General features: G+C 63.0%; 20 protein-coding genes and 1 tRNA gene. 8 read left to right on the top strand and 13 right to left on the bottom strand.

Features of this window, described 5'->3' with window-relative positions:
- Positions 1–7: 7 nt before the first annotated feature.
- The 3 genes from AC0NID_RS20390 to AC0NID_RS20380 all read right to left on the bottom strand — a co-directional run bounded on the left by AC0NID_RS20390 (position 8) and on the right by AC0NID_RS20380 (position 2,688).
- The gene (locus AC0NID_RS20390) at positions 8–826 is read right to left on the bottom strand and encodes a DUF2189 domain-containing protein (protein ID WP_473456784.1); all 819 of its coding nucleotides are present in this window, start codon (positions 824–826) and stop codon (positions 8–10) included.
- Between the two features lie 440 nt (positions 827–1,266).
- Positions 1,267–2,196: a heme o synthase gene (locus tag AC0NID_RS20385; protein WP_473456783.1), complete on the bottom strand. Its 930-nt coding sequence runs from the start codon at positions 2,194–2,196 to the stop codon at positions 1,267–1,269.
- Positions 2,197–2,307: 111 nt separating this feature from the next.
- Positions 2,308–2,688, bottom strand: coding sequence for a c-type cytochrome (locus AC0NID_RS20380; protein WP_473453949.1), 381 nt, complete (start codon positions 2,686–2,688; stop codon positions 2,308–2,310).
- Positions 2,689–2,975: 287 nt separating this feature from the next.
- On the opposite strand from AC0NID_RS20380, the gene AC0NID_RS20375 reads away from it, so the two are divergent.
- Positions 2,976–3,863: an alpha/beta fold hydrolase gene (locus AC0NID_RS20375; protein ID WP_473456782.1), complete on the top strand. Its 888-nt coding sequence runs from the start codon at positions 2,976–2,978 to the stop codon at positions 3,861–3,863.
- Positions 3,864–3,931: 68 nt separating this feature from the next.
- On the top strand, positions 3,932–4,258 hold the full coding sequence (locus AC0NID_RS20370) for a hypothetical protein (protein WP_473456781.1): 327 nt from the start codon (positions 3,932–3,934) through the stop codon (positions 4,256–4,258).
- Positions 4,259–4,409: 151 nt separating this feature from the next.
- Here the strand turns inward: AC0NID_RS20370 and AC0NID_RS20365 are convergent, their stop codons facing one another.
- From AC0NID_RS20365 to AC0NID_RS20345, 5 genes are all read right to left on the bottom strand, one after another.
- Complete coding sequence (locus tag AC0NID_RS20365; RefSeq protein WP_473456780.1) at positions 4,410–5,921, bottom strand: sugar ABC transporter ATP-binding protein; 1,512 nt, start codon at positions 5,919–5,921, stop codon at positions 4,410–4,412.
- A gap of 24 nt (positions 5,922–5,945) precedes the next feature.
- On the bottom strand, positions 5,946–6,941 hold the full coding sequence (locus AC0NID_RS20360; protein ID WP_473456779.1) for an ABC transporter permease: 996 nt from the start codon (positions 6,939–6,941) through the stop codon (positions 5,946–5,948).
- Between the two features lie 14 nt (positions 6,942–6,955).
- The gene (locus AC0NID_RS20355) at positions 6,956–7,849 is read right to left on the bottom strand and encodes an aldose 1-epimerase (RefSeq protein ID WP_473456778.1); all 894 of its coding nucleotides are present in this window, start codon (positions 7,847–7,849) and stop codon (positions 6,956–6,958) included.
- Between the two features lie 3 nt (positions 7,850–7,852).
- A complete protein-coding gene (locus AC0NID_RS20350) occupies positions 7,853–8,902 on the bottom strand; it encodes a zinc-dependent alcohol dehydrogenase family protein (RefSeq protein WP_473456777.1) in 1,050 nt (349 codons plus the stop codon).
- 138 nt (positions 8,903–9,040) lie between these two features.
- Entirely contained in the window at positions 9,041–10,018 is a 978-nt protein-coding gene (locus AC0NID_RS20345) for a substrate-binding domain-containing protein (protein ID WP_473456776.1), read from the bottom strand.
- A 302-nt stretch (positions 10,019–10,320) separates the two neighbouring features.
- On the opposite strand from AC0NID_RS20345, the gene dgoD reads away from it, so the two are divergent.
- From dgoD to AC0NID_RS20330, 3 genes are all read left to right on the top strand, one after another.
- Positions 10,321–11,493, top strand: coding sequence for a galactonate dehydratase (gene dgoD / locus AC0NID_RS20340; RefSeq protein WP_473456775.1), 1,173 nt, complete (start codon positions 10,321–10,323; stop codon positions 11,491–11,493).
- A gap of 7 nt (positions 11,494–11,500) precedes the next feature.
- The gene (locus tag AC0NID_RS20335; protein WP_473456773.1) at positions 11,501–12,277 is read left to right on the top strand and encodes an SDR family oxidoreductase; all 777 of its coding nucleotides are present in this window, start codon (positions 11,501–11,503) and stop codon (positions 12,275–12,277) included.
- A gap of 65 nt (positions 12,278–12,342) precedes the next feature.
- The gene (locus AC0NID_RS20330) at positions 12,343–13,089 is read left to right on the top strand and encodes a FadR/GntR family transcriptional regulator (protein ID WP_473456772.1); all 747 of its coding nucleotides are present in this window, start codon (positions 12,343–12,345) and stop codon (positions 13,087–13,089) included.
- Positions 13,090–13,139: 50 nt separating this feature from the next.
- Here AC0NID_RS20330 and tig read toward each other — a convergent pair whose 3' ends face one another.
- A complete protein-coding gene (gene tig, locus AC0NID_RS20325; protein WP_473456802.1) occupies positions 13,140–14,606 on the bottom strand; it encodes a trigger factor in 1,467 nt (488 codons plus the stop codon).
- A 343-nt stretch (positions 14,607–14,949) separates the two neighbouring features.
- On the opposite strand from tig, the gene AC0NID_RS20320 reads away from it, so the two are divergent.
- Positions 14,950–15,034: transfer RNA gene (locus AC0NID_RS20320), tRNA-Leu, on the top strand.
- A gap of 10 nt (positions 15,035–15,044) precedes the next feature.
- On the opposite strand, the gene AC0NID_RS20315 is transcribed toward AC0NID_RS20320, so the two are convergent.
- The 3 genes from AC0NID_RS20315 to AC0NID_RS20305 are packed head-to-tail and all read right to left on the bottom strand — an operon-like array spanning position 15,045 to position 18,242.
- Complete coding sequence (locus AC0NID_RS20315; RefSeq protein WP_473456770.1) at positions 15,045–16,493, bottom strand: aromatic amino acid lyase; 1,449 nt, start codon at positions 16,491–16,493, stop codon at positions 15,045–15,047.
- A gap of 52 nt (positions 16,494–16,545) precedes the next feature.
- Positions 16,546–17,127, bottom strand: a complete 582-nt coding sequence (locus AC0NID_RS20310; RefSeq protein WP_473456769.1) for a GDYXXLXY domain-containing protein — start codon at positions 17,125–17,127, stop codon at positions 16,546–16,548.
- Positions 17,124–18,242, bottom strand: coding sequence for a DUF2157 domain-containing protein (locus AC0NID_RS20305; protein WP_473456767.1), 1,119 nt, complete (start codon positions 18,240–18,242; stop codon positions 17,124–17,126). The genes AC0NID_RS20310 and AC0NID_RS20305 overlap by 4 nt, the downstream gene beginning before the upstream one ends.
- 237 nt (positions 18,243–18,479) lie before the next feature.
- Between AC0NID_RS20305 and AC0NID_RS20300 the strand changes: the two genes are divergently transcribed.
- Both AC0NID_RS20300 and AC0NID_RS20295 read left to right on the top strand, forming a co-directional pair.
- Positions 18,480–18,620, top strand: a complete 141-nt coding sequence (locus tag AC0NID_RS20300; RefSeq protein WP_006335194.1) for a DUF1127 domain-containing protein — start codon at positions 18,480–18,482, stop codon at positions 18,618–18,620.
- Between the two features lie 49 nt (positions 18,621–18,669).
- Entirely contained in the window at positions 18,670–18,810 is a 141-nt protein-coding gene (locus AC0NID_RS20295) for a DUF1127 domain-containing protein (RefSeq protein ID WP_473456765.1), read from the top strand.
- A gap of 383 nt (positions 18,811–19,193) precedes the next feature.
- On the opposite strand, the gene AC0NID_RS20290 is transcribed toward AC0NID_RS20295, so the two are convergent.
- Complete coding sequence (locus AC0NID_RS20290) at positions 19,194–19,757, bottom strand: hypothetical protein (RefSeq protein ID WP_473522310.1); 564 nt, start codon at positions 19,755–19,757, stop codon at positions 19,194–19,196.
- Positions 19,758–19,796 lie beyond the last annotated feature (39 nt).

The raw sequence follows: 19,796 nt of genomic DNA, 5'->3' as shown, positions 1-19,796 counted from the left end.
AGGATTTTCAGCCCACCGGTTTGGTGGACGTCGGCTGCTCCACAACTTTCCGATAGACGTGCCAGGTGGCATGACCGAGAATCGGCAGCACGACCGCCAGCCCGGCGAACACCGGCAGCGAGCCTATGATCAGCGCCACGGCGACGATCAATCCCCAGACAGCCATCACGACCGGGTTCGCCAGGACCACGCGCACCGAAGTGTGGATGGCCTCGTAGGCTCCGACGTCGCGGTCGAGCAATAGCGGGAACGCGACGACCGTGGTGCACAACACGACCGCGGCGAAGACGAGGCCGATAGCGTGGCCCAGGACAATCAGCGTCCAGCCGCGTCCCGTGGCGAATACTTCACTGATGAAGCTGGAGAGCGATTCCGGCGGCGCTGGGCCGAACACCTGCTGGTAAAATGCCTGCGCGGTCAAAAGCCAGGCGACGAAGATCGCAAGCAGCATGATCCCGACCGCGGCGATGGCCGGCAGTGCCGGAGAATTCCTGACCTCGAAGGCGTGGCTCCACGAGGTGTCGAGGCCGGCCTCCCGTCGCCGGCTGATCTCATAGAGGCCGAGCGCCGCGAAGGGACCGATCAGCGCAAAACCTGACACCAGCGGAAACAAGAGCGGCAACGCATTGTTGCCCGATGTCCAGACGGCGAGCACGACGCCGACAAGCGGATATATCAGGCAGAGAAAAACGATGTGAGACGGTTTGACCATGAAATCGTCGACGCCACGCCTAAGCGCATCGAAAAGGTCGGAAACGCCGATCTTTCGAATTCTTGTGTGCTCCAGCGTCTCGCTGGCGCCTGCAATCACGTGAAAGCTTGCCATGACCATTCCTCCAGACCAGGTCCGGTGAGTCGCGGTTTACGGTGCCGTCGTTCAGCGTGACTGGCCACGCAAAACCGCGACCTGCACCATGATCAACATACGCCCTTGCACGGCGTTTGTCGCCCATTGTCAGAGCAGCGCGGATCCGGTGACCAGGCTAGCTCTAACGGCCTTTCTTCGATATTCTCAAAAGTGGGTTGAAGGGTGAAGGTCATGGATGGAAAGACCGCTCTCATACTCGGCCTTGGCGTGGTTATTCTGCTGTTGCTGGGATTCTGTGCACTGCCAACGTGAGGCCTGAGCCGGCCTAGGATGCAACGTCTTCATTGCAGCAATCGGCGACCGGCCGTCTCAACCCGCCAGGCAATCCGAGAACACCAGGCCCAATCGACGTTCAATGCAGCACGAGGCGGCAACACCGCCACGAGGCAGTCATGCCTTCAATTTCCAACTGGCATGATGGCACGCATGGCAATGGTATCGGCAAGCAGCACGGCAAAGATCGCGAAGAGATAGAGAATCGAATAGGCAAACAGCGCTTTTGCGCGTTTCATCTCCTGGTCGACCAGAAGCTTCCAGGCATGCCAGATGAAACCCGCGCCCAATGCGGCCGAGACAATTCCGTACAATCCGCTCGCGAATCCGACAGCCCAAGGCAGCACGCCGATTGGCGCCAGCATCAGTGAATAGGCGAATATTTGTTTTCTGGTCGAAGCCTGGCCGGCCACGTTCGGCATCATGGGGATGCCGGCCGCGGCATAGTCGCCGATCTTGAACAGCGCGAGCGCCCAGAAATGCGGCGGCGTCCAGAGGAAGATGATCAGGAACAGGACGAGGCTTTCAACGCCGATGTCGCCGGTGGCCGCCGCCCACCCAACCACCGGAGGAAGGGCTCCCGCGGCGCCGCCTATCACAATGTTCTGCGGCGTCGAGCGTTTCAGCCACATCGTATAGACGACGACGTAGAAGAAGATGGTGAAGGCCAGCAGCGATGCGGCAGGCCACCCCACCAGCACGCCAAGCGTCATGACCGAAAGTACGGAAAGCACCAGGCCGAAGCCGAGAGCTTCGCCTGGCGTGACGCGGCCCGATGGGATCGGCCGCTTCGACGTGCGCGACATCAACGCATCGATATCGGCATCGTACCACATGTTGAGCGCCCCGGCCGCTCCTGCTCCAACCGCGATTGCACCAATTGCGATCACGGCGATGACCGGGTTCATTGCGCCGGGCGCCACCATCAGGCCGACGAAAGCGGTAAAAACAGCAAGCGCCATGACACGCGGTTTCAGAAGCGCGAAGAAATCACTGGCCGTCGCTTCCGAGATCTGGATACCGCTATCCTCGAGGCCGCTTTCCCGAGCCGACATCTCAGGCGACCACTGATGGCGGCAGGCTATCTGGCCAGCCCATCGGCCGACGGAAGAACCGGGTTACTTCCTGGCGGAAGAACCGGGTTACTTCCTGGCGGAAGAACCGGGTCATTTGGAGAATTGCTTCAGGTAGGCGATGACGTTGGCGAGGTCCTCGTCCTTCTTGAGGCCGGCAAACGCCATCTTCGTCCCTTTGATCTTGGCCTTCGGATCTTTAAGGTACTCCGTCAGCGTGGCTTCGTCCCATTTGACGCCGGATGCACCCGCCTCGGTCATCGGTTTGGAATATTTGAATCCCGGATGCGTGCCGGCCGTCCGGCCGATGACGCCGTTCAACGACGGACCGATCTTGTTCTTGTCCTCGTCGGCGACGTGGCAGGCCTTGCATTTGGCGAAGACCTTCTCCCCCGCGGCGGCATCCTGCGCCTGGGAGTGGTTCGTGATGAACGTCGCAACGGACACGACGGCGAAAAACGCGATTGCACGCATGGCATTTCCCTCCCCGATCGCCAAACCTGCCTTGGCGATCCGCGCGTGCCGACATTTTCGCCGGGCAATGCGCCCCTTGCACGGCAGAGCGGAATATCCGTCTCCCATATGGAATTGCGGCACCTGCATACCACAGAATTTGGCTGGCAGATAGAAGAAGCCTACCAGCAAGATTGGCCGAGGCGACGAGGCAGCTCGATCGGAATGCGGCCGGAACGCATGCCGGTCAAAGGCGTTAGACCAGCTACGGTTCGGTGTCCGCAAGATCAAGGACCAGGGAAGCATCCATGAACGACAGCAGCGTCTTGGAGGTGCGCCACGGCACCCTCACGATCGACGGCGAGACGGTCTTTTACAGACAGGCAGGTCCTGAAGCCGCGCCGGTGTTGTTGCTTCCGCATGGCTATCCCTGCTCATCCTTCCAATATCGCCGGCTGATGCCGGCGCTTGCCGATCGGTGGCGGACGCTCGCTCCGGATTTCCCCGGCTTTGGCTACAGTGGAACCCCCGATCCGGCACGGTTCGGTTATGATTTTGACGCCTATGCAATCTTCCTGGAGCGGTTCACCGACGCGCTGGAGCTCGACAGCTACGCGCTATGGCTGCACGACTACGGGTCGCAGATCGGCCTGCGCCACGCTATAGCGAACCCATCGCGGATCAAGGCCCTCGTCATCCAGAATGGCGACATCTACGCGGATGCCCTTGGCCCCAAGTACGAAACGATCCGGCGTTTCTGGCGGGATCCCTCACCAGCGAACCGCGCGCCGCTCGAAAAGGCGGTGAGCGAAGACGGCTTTCGCGCCGAGTTCGTGGGAGAAGTCGATGACGACATCGCCCAACGCGTCCCGCCCGATCTGTGGAAATTGCATTGGCCGCTGATGGATACGCCTGTGCGCCGCGCGCTTTCAGTCGGACTGATGGAGAAGCTCGAGGCCAATCTCGACTGGTTCCCTCGTTACCAGCGATACCTGCGCGAGCATCGGCCTCCGGCAATGATCCTTTGGGGACCGAAGGACGAATACATGCCCGAGCCGGCAGCGCGCGCCTATCAGCGCGATCTCCCCGACGCCGAGCTGCATTTGCTGAACGACGCAGGGCACTGGCTGCTGGAGACCCATTTCGAGATCGCCCTGCCATTGGTGCGACGGTTTCTCGGTGAGGTCCTGCATTGATCGCTCGCAAGACACCGCAGCGGATTCCGCCATCGCCGCCCATCACGACCCATCGAGAGGAGCGCTTCATGACCGACAACGCCACGATTGCACGGATCTGGCGCGGAAGGACACGCCGTGATTTGGCGGATGCCTACGAGCCGTACCTGCGCCGCGAAGGCATTCCGCCGCTTCAGGAAAAGGCACTCGGCGTACAGTTGTTTCGCGAAGATCGCGAGGAAGAAACAGAGTTCGTGACGATCTCGTACTGGCCTGACGTCGAAGCCATGGCGAGCTTCACCGGCGGCGACCCGAACGAGATCCGCCACCTGCCGCGCGACCGGGAGTTTCTCGTCGAACTGCCCAAACGAGTGACCGTGATGCGAATCCTCGTCAATCAATTGCCTCGCGATTAGGGCGGCGGAGACCGACCTCATCCTCATGGCGGCGATCCGGGGCAGCCAGGTTGCGATCAAGCTTGGGCTGGAAGGCTGCTACCCTCCTCTTAGGCAGCCATTCGTTCTCTCGCCGCTGAGCTTGTCCTCAGCGATAACCACCGGCGAAGGCCTAAAGGCAGGCGGCCATCAGCGCGTCGGTCTCGATCCCTGGCGCGACGAATTCCTGGACGAAGCATCCGTCCCTCAGCACCAGGACACGGTCGCAGACCTTTGGCAGTTCCTCGATCTCGCTGGACACGAAAATGATGCTTTTGCCCTCCGCGGCAAGCTCGCGGATGATAGCGTAGATCTGCGACTTCGCTTCGACATCGACACCCCTGGTCGGTTCGTCGAGCAGCAGGATACGGCTGCCGGCATAGACCCAACGGCCGATCACTACTTTCTGCTGGTTGCCGCCCGAAAGCGTACCGACCGGCGTATCGATACGCGCCGTTTTGATGCCGATACGACGGACGATGTCGCCTGCCGCTTCCGCCATCCTTGATGCCGAGATCACGCCATTTACCGCCACCTTCGAGAAGTCGGTGGCGACGGTGTTTTCGTCCACGCCGAGCAGCGGCATGATGCCGTCCTCCTTGCGGCTTTCCGGCGTCATGCCGATCCCGTTCCTGACCCGCTCGCCATAGGAGCCGCGGGTGATGTCCTTTTCGTCGAGCAGCACCGTGCCGGCGCGCATGGCATCGAGCCCGCCGATCGCCCTGAGCAGCTCGGTGCGGCCGGAGCCGAGCAGGCCGGCAAAGCCCAGCACCTCACCGCGCCTGAGATCGAAGCTGACACCGGCGAGCTTCGGCGGCACGGCAAGATCGCGCACCGACAGCACGGTATCGCCTCCCCTCGCCTCGCCGACGAGCCTGTCCTTCTGCTCGCTGCGACCGAGCATCAGCCGGATGATCTCGGCGGTGTCGGCGCCGGCAACCTCGACGGTCCCCGCAACCCTGCCGTCGCGCATCACCGTGGCGGCGTCGGAGATCTGCCGAATCTCGCTCATGCGATGGTTGACATAGATCACCGCAATGCCGGCGCCGGCCAGGCTGCGCACGGCCTTGAACAGGAGTTCGACCTCGGCCGCCGCAAGCGAGCTGGTCGGCTCGTCGAGGATGACGAGTTTAGGTTCGCCGATCATGACCCGGGCGATCTCGACGAGCTGTCGCTCCGCCGGGCTCAGCGTCGCGACGCGCCGACGCGGATCGAGCGTCAGCCCGAGCCGGGCCAGCGTCTCGCGCGCCTCATGCTCCATTTCGCCATGGGAGAGCACACCCATGCTGGACGGCCAGCGGCCGAGGAAGAGGTTTTCGGCGATGCTCATCCCGACGATCAGGCTGAGCTCCTGATAGACGGCGCGCACGCCGAGGCGGGCAGCTTCGACCGTGCGCTGGGTGCCGGAACCGGTCAGCGCCGCGCCGTCGATCGTGACCTCACCGCTGTCAGGCACCGTGGCCCCGGTCAGCAGCCGGATCAGCGTCGATTTCCCCGCCCCGTTCTTGCCGAGCAAGGCGCGGACTTCGCCCCGGCCGATCTCGAAATCGACATCGTCCAGCGCCAGCACGCCGGGATAGTGCTTGGTCGCGCCACGCACGGCGGCGACCAAGGTCTGCGGATCGTGCTGGCGGGCGGTCTGCATGGGCTGATCCCCTCCCGGTTTCCGTCACGCGCCGAAAATGCGGCGTTCGCGATAACGTGTGACCAGTATGTTGGCGAGCACGGCTGCGACGATGATGACGCCGCGCACCACCTCCTGGAAGAACGGATTGATGCCGCGCAGCACCAGCCCGTTGCCGATCAGTGTGATGACGAAGACGCCGAGCAGCGTGCCGAGCATCGAGCCGCGTCCGCCCGACAGTGCCGTGCCGCCGATGACGACGGCGGCGATCACGTCGAATTCGAGGCCGGAGGCGGTGCCGGCATTGCCCGAGCCGAGCCGCGCGGTCAAAAGTACGCCGGCAAGGGCTGCCATCACGCCCGACGTGGTGAAGATCAGCACGCGAATGCGCGCGACGTTGATGCCGCACAGTTCGGCGGCGTTGGCGTTGCCGCCGACGGCGAAGATCGACCGGCCGTAGGCGGTCTTCTGGCTGATGAAGGAGAAGACGGCGAACAGCACCAGCATGACGAAGGCCGAGGTCGGTATGCCGAACATGTTGTCGGCAAGGATGTCGAGGAAGGCGTTGTCGGGAAAGGTGACCGGCAGCGCGTTGGTGGTGAAGAACGACATGCCGCGCAGCGCGCTCCACAGGCCGAGCGTGGCGACGAAGGACGGCACCCCGAAATAGGCGCGCAGCGATCCGGCAAAGGTGCCGAGCGCGCCGCCGATGGCAAGCGCCGCCAGGATAGCGAGCGCGACGTTGACGTCGGCCTTCAGCATGAAGGCGAGGCAGACGGAGGTGAAGGCGACCATCGGCCCGACGCTGACGTCGATCTCGCCGGCGATGATGATCAGCGTCACCGCCCAGGCGGCGATCGCGATGGAAGCCGCGTCGCGCAGCAGCGACAGGTGGTTGTTGGGCGACAGAAAGCCGTTGGTGGTCGCGCCGAAGCCGAAATAGAGGACGAGCAGGATGACGATCAGGCCGATCTCGTTCATGTCGAGCGCGAACAGGCGAAAGCCGCGCCGACGGCTGGTTGTGGTTGTGGTCGCACTCATTGCAATCTTCCTCGTCAGGGCCGGTGACAGGTGTAACGGACGGAACCCGTGAGGCTTTCATCTTGTGCCAGCCTCACCAGCCCGCCGCCGGAGACCATGTTATGCCCGTCAGCGCTATGGCTCATCGGTTCGAAACAGAAGAAATCATAGTCGTAGCCGGCATCGAAAGCCGGATCGGAGACGAAGACCAGATAGCGGGAAAAGATGGGATCGGCATCGATCTCCAGGGAAATCCCGCTCTCCGGCCACTCGATGTCAGCCCCACCGTTCCAGCCCTCGAAAACCGTGTTGACCCAGCGGCGCGGCAGGCCGCGCGGCCGGGCGAAGTCGGTATCGCCGGCGACCGGATGCTCGAGGGTCGGCAGCCAGGAGGAATCTTCGTCCCAACAGGAGCGAGCGGCCGCCTCGAGTGTGGTCTCTTTCGTCAGTGGGAAATAGGGATGCCAGCCGAGGCCAAACGGCAGCGCGAACTCGCCGCGATTGGTGACGGACAGTCTTGTCGTCAGTGTGGGGCCGTCGATCGAAAAGCGCTGTTCGGCATCATAGGCGTACGGCGTGCCGACGCCGCGATGGCTGAACGCAAGTGCGATCTCGGTGCTTGTGTGGCGCACAATTTGCCACTCGCCGGTCCAGCCGTCGCCATGCAGGTAGTGCCTGTCCCAGTCCATGTTGGGGATGAGCGAATACTCGCGGCCTTCGAAGGAAAAGCGGTTGTCGCGCACCCGGTTGCCGAAAGGCACCAGCGGAAAGCAGGCGGATTTCAGCGCCGCGCGTTCCCGCCCTTGCGGTGGGTCGCGAAACAGCGGCACCTCCACATCGCCCGAACGCCAAAGAAACCGCCAGATCGCTCCGCCGGTCGTGGTGACGGTGAGGCCCAGTGCTTCATTGGCGATTTCGATATCGGCCATCGCTTAGCCCGGAAATTCGACGATGACTTTTCCCGAGCGTCCGCCTGCCATCAGCGCATAGGCCTCGGGCGCTTTTTCCAGCGGAAAGGCATCGGTGATGATGTCGTGCGGGTGCAGGCCCCAGGCATCGAGGTCCTCGCAGCACTGGTCCATATTGTGAACGCTGGTTACCCACGAGCCGTAGATGGTCCGCTGACGGTGCAGAAGGTCGTCGCTGACGTCGAATTCGACCTTGCCGGTTTCGCCGATATAGACGCAGCGCCCCCATGTCCGCGTCGCCTGCAGCGCCAGCACCCGGCCGCGCGGATTGCCCGAGCAGTCGATGGCGACCGCAGCACCACCCTTGGTCAATTCGTTGATGGCGTCGAGCGCGTCCGGCCCGGCGACGAGGCCGTGGTCGAGCAGGCCGAGCTTCTTCGCTGTCTCGACCCGATCGGGCTGCGTATCGACGCCGATGGCCAGGCGTGCGCCACGGCCCTTGGCCAGCATCAGCGCCGCCATGCCGACCGGCCCGAGGCCGACGACGAGTACCGCGTCGCTGCCCGAAACATTGCCGCGCAGCACGGCCTCGTAAGCGGTGCCGACGCCGCAGGAGATGAAGCAGCCGTCGCGATAAGACAGCGCATCAGGCAGGTGTACGAGATCGCGCTCGTCGGCGACGAGATACTCGGCATGGCCGCCATCGCGCTGCCAGCCATAGGCGGCACGTTGCGGGTCGGTGCAGGAGATCTGAAACCCCTTGCGGCAGTTGCGGCAGAAGCCGCAGCCGGAGATATGATAGACGGCGACACGATCGCCCGGCTTGAAATGCCGGCAGCCGGCGCCAAGCTCGACAACCTCCCCGGCCGGCTCATGCCCCGCCACGACGCCTTGGTAGGACGTGCGCGGATCGTCGCCGAGATGCTTGTGATAGATGTAGTGGATGTCGCTGCCGCAAATGCCGGACGCCTTCATCTTCAGGAGCACCTGGCCGATGCCTGGCTGCGGACGGTCGATTTCGCGCAGGTCGACGGTGGAATTGCCCGGAAGATAGGCGGCAAGCATTTTCGGCATGATTCAGGCTCCGGACCCCGGGCTCTTTCGGCAGTGGGCAGTATGCGAGATTGTCGGTTTCCCGAAAAGTTGTCATTCCCTGAAAGGGCTGGCCGCCGCGTTCCGGCGGCCAGCATCGCATGGTTCGGGAGGATGCGATCAGGAAAGGCCATCCTTGTGGGTTTCGAGCCACTTCTTGGCGTCGTCGGCCGATTTGAAGATCGATATGCCCATGGGCACGATGATATCGGCGGCTTTCTTGCCTTCGGCGCCGTTCAGCGCCTGTTCGAGCGCCAGCTTGCCGATGCCCTGGCCGGACACGTCGGCGACCGCCTTCATCACCGAAAAGTCGGCGAGTTCGGTCGCGGCTGAAGACGTCATGTCGGCAGCGAAAACGACGACCTTTCCGGCCAGGCCGCGCTGCTTGATGGTGCGCACCGCACCGGTGCCGGCATCGCCGCCCTCGCCGAAGAAAGCGTTGATGTCAGGATTGGCCGACAGCATCTGGTCGCTCACCGACACGGCGTCATCGAGCACGGTGCCGCGCTGGTTCGCCGAGATGACATAGCCGGGAACCTTGGCTTTGAGCGCCGCCTCAAAACCTTCGCGGCGCTTGACGCAGACTTCGACGAACTCGCAGTTCAGCACGCCGATCTTCGGCTCCTTGATGCCTTGGGCGATGAAATAGTCGGCTGCGACGTCGCCGAGCTGGCGGCCGAACTCCGTCGGGTCGGCGACCACATAGGCATAGACATATTTTTTCATGTCGGCGTCGTTGATGCAGGTGTTGTAGCACACGACGGGAATGCCGGCCTCATGCGCCCGCTTGATGGCGCGCACCGAACCGTCGGCGGAGACGGCCGACAGGATGATCGCCTTGACGTCGGCCGAGATCAGGCGGTCGATGAAAGAGGCTTCGGCGCCTGGATCGGCGCGTGCATTCGTCTCGAGGAGTTCGATCTCCTTGCCCATGGAGTTGGCGCCGTTCTGGATGCCCTTGCGCACGGCGGCATAGAAACCGACGTCGTCGAGATAGATGGCGCCGATGCCGGTCGAATCGGCCAGCGCCGGGGCGGCCACCGAGGCAAACGTGGTCGCCGCAAGCACGGCGATTGCGAACTGCTTCATGGATTTCATGTCGTCCTCCCAACGGATCGTGATTGCGCCCGTCGCGGCGCCGCAGCCAAATCGGACTGCGGGCAACCTCTTCCTACGGGACTTGCCCAATCCGAGATCAAGGTGAACATCTAGATCGGATCAAACTAATTTATAGATACTATGTTTAATGCGCCTGTCAACGCCTTTCTAGGCGCTGACGACGCAGGTTGGCACCGGAATTGCCGCATCCAAGCATCACAATTGACGTTGAACGCGTCGCCAAAGTCGACTAGCGTGTGATATAGATATGATCTATAAAGTGATTGCGCGGGAGTTTCCAGGTGAAGATCACAGGTATCGAGACCCGCGTGGTCAACGCGGAAATGCGAAACTGGGTTTTCGTGAAGGTGCTGAGCGATGAGCCGGGGCTTCATGGCTGGGGCGAAGCGACACTGGAATGGAAGACCCGCGCCGTGGTCGGCGCGGTCGAGGATCTGGCCCCGCTGATCGTCGGGCGCGACCCTCGCGACATCGAACAGGCCGTACGGGTCATGCGCAAGCAGTCATTCTGGCGGCTCGGCGCGATCGGCATGAGCGCGATCTCCGGCATCGAGATGGCGCTGTGGGACATCATGGGCAAGCATTTCGGCGTGCCCGTGTGGCGCTTGCTTGGCGGCAAGGTGCGCGACAAGGTCGGCGTCTACACCCATCTCGGTCTCGGCGACATGCGCGCCGTCTACGAGACGATGGAGACCGATCCGCTGGTCGAGCGCGCGCATGCCGTAATCGAGAAAGGCTACCGTGCCTTCAAGGCGGTGTTCATACCCTATACCCACTATCACGCACCGCTGCCCGATGTGGACAAGGTGGCACGGCTGATGGAGGCCTTGCGCAAGGCAGTCGGGCCGGGGATCGAGATCATGGTGGATTTTCATGGCCGCCCCGCGTCGGTTGCCGCGGCGCTTGCCTATATCGATGCCCTCGCCCCCAGCCGGCCGATGTTTGTCGAGGAGCCGTTGCCGCCCGGCGACACAGCCGGGCTGAAGGCGCTCTCCGCCCGCACCTCGGTGCCCATGGCGACCGGTGAGCGGCTGGTCGAACGCGCTGAGTTCGTCGAGTTGCTGTCAGCCGGCGCGGTCAGCATCATCCAGCCCGACATCTGCCATTGCGGCGGCCTCTCCGAGGCCAGGAAGATCGCGGCCCATGCCGAGGCGGTCGGCGTCGGCGTCGCTCCCCATAACCCGCTCGGGCCGATCGCCGGCGTCGCCGCCCTGCACTTCGCCGTCTCGACGCCGAACCATATCATCCAGGAAGAAATGGTCGGCGCGGTGCCGTGGTATTTCGACGTGGTCAGAGGTCCGATCCGCATGGTCGACGGTTTCTGGCAGGTGCCGGACGCGCCCGGCCTTGGCATCGAGGTTGACGAGGCGGCTTGCGCGGGTCATCCCTTCGCACCCGAGGTGCTGCACACGCAAAACGCCGTGATGCCGGACGGCACAATCGTCGACTGGTGAGGATGAAATGACCGGACGTCTGCAGGACAAGGTCGCGATCATAACCGGCGCCGGACGCGGTATCGGCGAGGCGATCGCCCGCGCCTTCCACCGTGAAGGCGCGAAGGTCGTCATCGCCGAGATCGACGAGGTGACCGGCGGGGCGGTCGCAAGGGACCTTTCGCCAAACAGGGCAAGCGCCCTGTTTGTGTCATGCGACGTCCGCCAGACCGCTTCCGTCGAAGCCGTCGCCACGCTGGCGAAGGAGACCTTTGGCCGTATCGACATTCTCGTCAACAATGCCGGCGTCAACGTCTTCCACGAGCCGCTGGAGACAAGCGAAGCCGAATGGCGACGCTGCTTCGACATCGATCTCGACGGCGTCTGGCGCATGAGCAAGGCCGTATTGCCGGCCATGCTCGACCGAAGCGCCGGCTCGATCGTCAACATTGCCTCCACGCACAGTTTTTCGATCATCCCCGGTTGCTTCCCCTACCCCGTCGCCAAGCACGGGCTCCTCGGCCTTACCCGGGCGCTCGGCATCGATTACGCGGCCAGGGGCGTCAGGGTGAACGCCATCGCGCCCGGCTACATCGAGACGCAGATCGCCGTCGACTACTGGAACACTTTTCCGGACCCCGAGGCGGAGCGGCAACGCACCTATGATTTGCATCCGCAAAAACGCATTGGCAAACCCGAAGAGGTGGCGATGACGGCGCTGTTCCTCGCCTCCGACGAGGCGCCCTTCATCAACGCTGCCTGCATCGTCGTCGATGGCGGCCGTTCGGTGCTCTATCATGACTGACGGCGTCGTTGCGTGGCGCGCCAGTCGCGCCTATGAGTTGCGAGCGGAAGAAGGGCCGGAAAACCATGGCATCTGACCACCTTGACGTGGCCGAAGACGCTTCGCCGCGCCCAGTCGAGGGCGCCGGCGGCAGCCGCATCCACGATTCCGTCGTCAACGTGCTCGGCAGCCGCATCCTTGGCGGCGCCTATCGGCAAGGCGACATGTTGCCACGCGAGGAAGAGCTCTGCGCCATGCTCGGCGTCAGCCGCACCTCGGTACGCGAAGCGATCAAGGTGCTGTCGGCAAAGGGGCTGGTCGAGGCGCGCCGCCGGGTCGGCGTACGCGTCCTGTCGCGCGACGAGTGGCGGCTGCTCGATCCCGTGGTGCTGAGCTGGCACCCGGATATCCAGAACGACAGCGAGCTGATTTCCGGTCTGATCGAGGCCCGCCGCATCTTCGAACCGGCTGCGGCCGAACTTGCCGCCAGGCGCGGCACCGGCTCCGATCTCGCCGCGATCGAGGCTGCCTTCAACGCCATGCGCGATTCGATCCCGCACGATCTCGACGGGGTCTGCCGGGCGGACCTGGCCTTCCACCGCAGCGTGATCGCGGCAAGTCACAACGTCGTTCTGAAAGGCTTGATCGGGATGCTGGAGGCGGCGCTGAGCGCGTCCTTCCTCGTCACCAACAGGCTGATGGAAGCGCAGTCGCGAGCACTGGCAGCGCATCAGGCCGTGCTCGAGGCGATCCGCATGCGCGACACCGCCGGAGCCAGGGCCGCGATGAACCGGCTGCTCGACATCGCAGCCGACGATCTCCAGGTCGCCTAGAAGAAAGGCCGCCTCGGAGGCGGCCTTTCGCAATCCGGCAGGATTGCAGCTTATTCAGCGTCCTTGGCAGCCTTTTTCTTCGGCGCGGCCTTCTTCTTGGGTTCTTCCGCGTCGTCGGCCTTCTCAGCCTTCTTGGCAGCGGCTTTCTTCGCCGGCTTCGCCTTGGCCGTCTCGGTTTCCTCCTCGTCGGCCATCAGCTCTTCCTTGCTGACCTTGACGTCGGTGACGGAAATCTGACCGAGGAGATGATCGACCACCTTCTCCTCGAATATCGGCGCGCGCAGCGTGTTCAATGCTTCGGGATTGCTGCGGTAGAATTCGAAGGCTTCCTGCTGCTGGGCGGCCGGATAGCGGCGCACCTGCTCGAACAGGCCGCGCTGCAATTCCTCGTCCGACACGGTAACGCCGGCCTTTTCGCCGATTTCGGCGAGAACCAGGCCGAGACGCACGCGACGCTCGGCAAGCCGCATATATTCGGCGCGCGCCTCTTCTTCCGTCGTCTCCTCGTCGGCGAAAGTGCGGCCCGCGGCTTCCAGATCGCGGTTGACCTGGTTCCAGATGTTGTTGAACTCGGCTTCGACGAGCTTCGACGGCGCCTCGAACGAGTAGGCGGCGTCGAGCTGATCGAGCAGCTGGCGCTTGACCTTCTGGCGCGTCATCGATCCGAACTGGTTCTCGATCTGGGTGCGCACCACTTCACGCAGGCGCTCCAGCGACTCCAGGCCGAGGTTCTTGGCCGTTTCGTCGTTAATTTCCAAAGCCCCGGGCTTGGACACTTCCTTGACGGTGACGTCGAAGGTGGCTTCCTTGCCGGCAAGATGCGCCGCCTGGTAGTTTTCCGGGAACGTGACCGTGACCTGCTTCTCTTCGCCGGCCTTGCTGCCGATGAGCTGGTCCTCGAAGCCGGGAATGAATTCCTTGGAGCCGAGCACCAGCGGCTGGTCCGTGCCGGCGCCGCCGTTGAAGGCTTCGCCGTCGATCTTGCCGACATAGTCGATCGTCACACGGTCGCCTTCGGCGGCCTTGCCGGCCTTCGGCTCGTACGTGCGCGCCGATTCGGCGACACGCTGGACCTGCTCGTCGATCTCGCTGTCAGGCACGTCGAACACCTGACGCGTCACCTTGATGTCGGAGAAATCCTTGATCTCGATGGGCGGGATGATCTCGTAGTTCAGGCGGAATTCGAAGTCGGCGCCGCCGGCCAGGATCTTCTCAGCCTCCTTCTCGTCCTCGGTCATGATCACTTCGGGCTGCATGGCAGCCTTTTCGCCGCGCCCGGTGATGATCGAACGGGTCGAATCGTTGAGGATCTCGTTGACCACTTCGGCCATGAACGACTTGCCGTAGACCTTGCGCAGGTGCTGCACTGGCACCTTGCCGGGGCGGAAGCCGTTAATGCGGACCTTGCTCCTGGCATCGGAAAGCCGCGCCATCAGCTTGGCTTCCATGTCACCGGCCGGCACGGTGATCTTGATCTCGCGCTTGAGACCGGAGTTGAGCGTTTCGGTGACCTGCATCATAAAACCTTTGTCTTCATCAATGGGGCCGCCAAACGGCTCCTGCCGTTTACAGCCTGCCGGTATGATCTCGCCGAGAATGGCTTTTGGTGCGGGACTTGGCGATCTGTCCGCTCAAAGCGGGTCAACTCGTCCAAAAATACGCTCCAAAATGTGAATAAGTCTTTGTTTTTCCTACTTCTTATCACATTCTGCAGAAGCGGATCGTCGCGTCCCGTCACATTCGACACGCCTTTTGTCACAGGCGCGGCTAATTTTCAACCACCTTCGCATTCCGGCCAGTGACCCCTGATGTGGCCTGCGACATTGACAGAATGATGGCTACATGGGATTGCCGGACGGCGCGGATGTGGCGGAATTGGTAGACGCCCTGGATTTAGGTTCCAGTGCCGAAAGGCGTGGGGGTTCGAGTCCCTTCATCCGCACCACTTTGGTGGCCTACTCCTCGAAGACCTGTTTGGTGAACCACTCGGTCAAATTCGCAAGTTCAGGCCCCAGCACGCGGTCGGCGCCGACCGGCGGCACGATGCTTCTGACATCCGCGACGAACGACTGAAGCGCCGGAGGGGCCGCGCGCTCTGTGACATGCAAGGCCTGCGAGGCGATCACGGCCAGCATCGCCATCGCGGCATCGAGGCAGCGGCCGGCGCGCGCTTCCTTCGTCCATGCGAGGAAGACCGTCGTCGCGACGTCGTCCTGCCCGGCGCCGGCCGATTCCGTTCCCGGGATGAAGGTGCGCTGCGCTGAAAGTTTCGCCTGCTCCAGATACCCCGTGATCGCCATCGGCACATAACCGACATTGCCGTGACCGTCGCTGTCGCTCCAATCACGCCCGCTCAAAAGCAGATCGGGCAGCAGCGACACCTTGCCGTTCAGAAGCTTCGAGGCGTGGCGGTCGCACAAGAGGCAGATATCGGCCCATATCGCCGCAAGGTCGTCCAGGGCAGGCGTTGCCATGGCATTGTGATAGCCGCCCGTGCTGATGCAGTGCCCGAGCGGATGCACGTCGTCGGGCGGGATATAGACCGGGTTGTCGGAGACCGAAGCGAGCGACACGCTGGCCGCTCGCTCCGCCGACGCCAGCGCACGATGCGCGTGTCCGAGGATGCGAGGGACGATGCGGTAGCTGACCGGCGCCTGATAATTGCGGCGCCCGGTGCCGGCGCCGGCAAGAAACGCTCTCAATCCCCGCAGGGCCGCTGCTTCATGTTCATCGCCCCACAGCGCGTCGAGCGCCGGGTCGTAATGTTCGAGCGGCGCGCGAAACGCTTCGATCGAAAGCGCAAAGACCTTTTCGGCAAGGCGAATACGGCGGCGAGCCGCCAAGGCCGAGTCGGCCACCAGCGCGGCAGCGCAAGGCGACCCGTTGATCAACGAACCTCGTTCCTTGACTTCCAGGTCGAAGCGCGTCGAAAGCTCCGCAAATAGCGGATAGAGGGCGAGGATTTCACCGGCGCCGCCCTGGCCAGAGGATGGCACCATGGGCATGGGTCCGCCGTCCAGCATCGCGGCGACTGCGAGCGCAATGCGTGGCGTGGTCGCGGCATTTCCTTCGAGGAAATTCGCCAGGCGGGCGAGCACGATCGCCCTCACCACGCGATCCGGCAAAGGCTCGCCGAATGATGTGGCGGCCGCGAACGCCTTGATGCGCGCGTGGCGATGCCGCTCGCCAGGTTCGAGCCGCCTGCTCGCCAGTTCTCCCATGGCGGTGGTTACGCCATAGATGACCGGCACGGGTTCGGTTTCAATAAGATGCAGGAACGAAGCGCGGCACTCTGCGATGCGCTGCAGCGCCTTGTCGCTGATCTGCACCGTGTCTCTTTTCCAGGCGACGCGGAAAACGGTGTCGAGATTTATGTCCTCTCGTGTCGTCAGGATAATTGTCATGTTTGATGCTGTCCGACGCTTTCCAATCCAATCGGGGCCGCGCTTTCCTATCCTAATAGAGCGGCTCCTCGAACAGCGTCTTGTCGCCGTCCATCAGCGCCTTGATCTGCGCGGTGCCGTTGGCTGCGATTGCGACGCGGACGCCGAACGGCCGTACCCGCATGTCGTTCTCGATCGCCACCCCCTCGCCTTCCGGCAGGTAGAAGCGCTCGATGCCGTAATCCGGCGCGATCGTCGTGGCCGCGCTGACATCCCAGCCTGCGGCCACATGCCCGACGATATCGGCTTCGTCGGATGCCGCCGGCGTCGGCGCCTGCCCGAACCAGGCCGCGGCCGCCGCCCAATAGCCGTCGGCGCCCGGCTTCAGCCTGACCACGATGGATGTATCGTCACTAGTCAGCTTGCCGGCCGGGACGTTGGCGATCAGCTTCACCGGTATGCGCGAAATTTCGTAGCCGAGGCGGACATAGTCGCCGCGCAGCAGATCGCGCGGATCGATCGGTTCGACCTTCAGCAGCACTTGCTTGCCGTCACGCAGGATCGCCGCCCGGCCGGCGATGATCCAGCTCAGGAAGCTGATCTGGACAAGCGCCAGCACCAACGCCGAGATAACAAGTCTTTTGCCGGTCATCATGCCGCCGCTCCTTCCACGCTCGGGGCCCTCATGCGTTTTTCCACGCGGATGATGACAAGGGCAAGGATGCCGAGAAGCACGGCGGCCGCAAGGAAGAAGCCTGCCGTGTTGAGCATCGACTGCAACATCACCACATAGATAATGGCGAGTTCGAAAGCGAAGCCGGCATAGGCAATCCAGCGCAGGCCCCTGCTTTCGCGGCCGCCCAGCACGATTGCCGCGACAATGCCGGCAAGTGCCGCGGCCGAGGCAATTGCGAAGCCGCTGTTGTAGCCGCTTTCATCGGCCAGTTCGAACTGGATCATCGCTAGAGCGGCGAGAAATCCGATCAGCGCGTGCAGGGGCAGCCGGCCGCCAAGCTGCAGTATCCTGTCCACGGGCTCGGCCGCTAAGCTCGCAGCCGTGAAAAGCAGCGCCGACACGACGACGAGCGGGACAGCGACTTGCAGCGTTTCGTATTCCGTGGCCATCAGCACGAGATAGAAGATGACCGACAGGATGATCAGGTGCCGCGCCGCCCGGCTGCGCGTCCAGAACGAAATGGCGAACAGCACCAGCGCCATCACGACGAAGAGATGCGGAAATTCCGCGCGCCCGAAATAGTCGAACTCTCTCAGGAACAGCCAGGCGTCGGCGATGCCGACAGCAGCGACGGTCAGCGGGCTCGAGCGCAGCGCGACCGACGCCAGGGCCGTGCCCGCGCCCCAGGTGATCAAGGCCGAGGCCTCGTCGCCGGACAAATGATACATCTGGCCGATCAGCGCGATCGATCCGCCGAATGCCGCCGCGGCGACGATCCAGAGCGCCTCGCCGATCGCCGCATGGTCGCGTGTCTTCAGCACCGCGCCGCCGACATAGCCAGCGAGGATGATCGCGAAGAGCGCCGCCACCCGTGCCAGCCGCGGGATGGCTTCCCAATTGGCGGCGACGAAGATCAGGATGGCAGCGCCAAACAGCAGCGCCGCCATCATCGCCAGGATCGAACCGAAGCTCAGCGATCTGCGTTGACTGGCGTCGACGTCGCGCGTCAGCGCGGCGGCCGTCGAGGCATCGATCAGGCCGGTCTGCAGCCATCGTGCGATATCGGTCCTGACCCGTGACGAATAGCTCGCCATGTCTCTCTCCCCCAGCTTGGTCTTTTTTTCAGCCGATCCGGCCAAGCCGTTGACGCCACGGCATTTTCCGATTCGGGTTTATCTATGTCGAAGACGTGAGCGCGCGGTGATGCTGCATTGCACAATTTGCATTGCTGCCATGCACCAATAGCGCTTTTAAATCGATATGACCCCACCTATCTTCACGGCGTACACAAAGACGGAATGATCCGAAAGAAAGACGAAACGAGAAATACCATGAACCTGATCCGCAACTACCGCAATTGGCGCCGCTACCGGGACACCGTTTCCGAGCTGAGCCGCCTGAGCAACCGCGAACTGACCGACCTCGGCATCAGCCGCAGCGACATCCACTACGTCGCCCGCAAGGCGGTCTAATCCTCTTCGGACCGCAAATGGTCCGAACCAGTTTAAAAAGAGAACGACAATGAACCTGATCCGCAACTATCGTAACTGGCGCGTTTATCGCTCGACGGTTACCGAGCTGGGTCGCCTCTCGAACCGCCAGCTCAATGATCTCGGCATCGTCCGCGACGAGATCAAGACGGTCGCCCGCAAGGCGATCTAGCCACAAGAATTTCGCCAGGATCGACCTCCTCCCCGATCCTGACGAATACGGTCAGCCTTCACCTCCTCCCGAGGGTTGACCACAAAAACGGCGCCCGCCGCACCTCCTCCCGCGGCGGGCGCTGTTTGCAGGGGCGAAAAACAGCTTTTTTCGTCCCCAAGGACGAAACGAGTTTCGTCCTGGGGTTTCGCCCCCTTTCATCAGGCGAAAGGAATTTCGTCAGAGCCGACCTCCTCCCCGGCGATGACGAATACGGTCGATCTTCACCTCCTCCCGAGGATCGACCAGCAAAACGACACCCGCCGGACCTCCTCCCCCGGCGGGTGTTGTTGTTTTTCAGGATCGAAGCACTCTAAGGGCCGTTTTGGCGGGAGTCCCGATCGTCAGTTCAGCGCACCGCTTTCCAGCACGCCCCGCTTCTTCCACTGGCTCAGCGGAAAAATGTCGGGTGCGCCGCCCATCGGCGCATACCAGGTATCCACCACCCATTCAGTGCCCCCGCGGTCGCTGATCACCGCCGTCCAATGGGGATAGCGCCCGTCGACAAACAGTCCTCGCGAGGCATTGCGCTCGACCTTGTGAAACCTGAGCAATTTTCGCTCGGCAAGATAGACCAGCAGCGCATGCGTATTGGTCGATTCGTCGACACAATCCATCTGGCCCCTGATGCGCGATGCACCGAATTCCGACTGCGGCAGATCACGAACGCCGATGGCCCGGAAAGTGCGCTGCTCGAAATAGCGGACAGCCTTCGAAATGGCGGAACGCTCGGCTTGAGGCGAACCCGCGCCCGCACGCAGGATAGCGCGGAAGCGCGCGCCGTCGCCGGGGCCGAGCGCGAGCATCGTGCGATAGTTGCAACTGTAGCCGTGGCATATGGGGATCCGCTTGGAAGCCGTCGCGGCCAGTTCGCCCGCGGCGGCTGATCCGACTACGGCTATCACCACTGTAAGAAATGTCGCTCTGACAAAGACCCCAAGATTCCC

It is taken from the genome of Mesorhizobium sp. WSM4821, from assembly GCF_055901555.1.
This window is presented reverse-complemented; position numbering and strand designations above follow the sequence as displayed.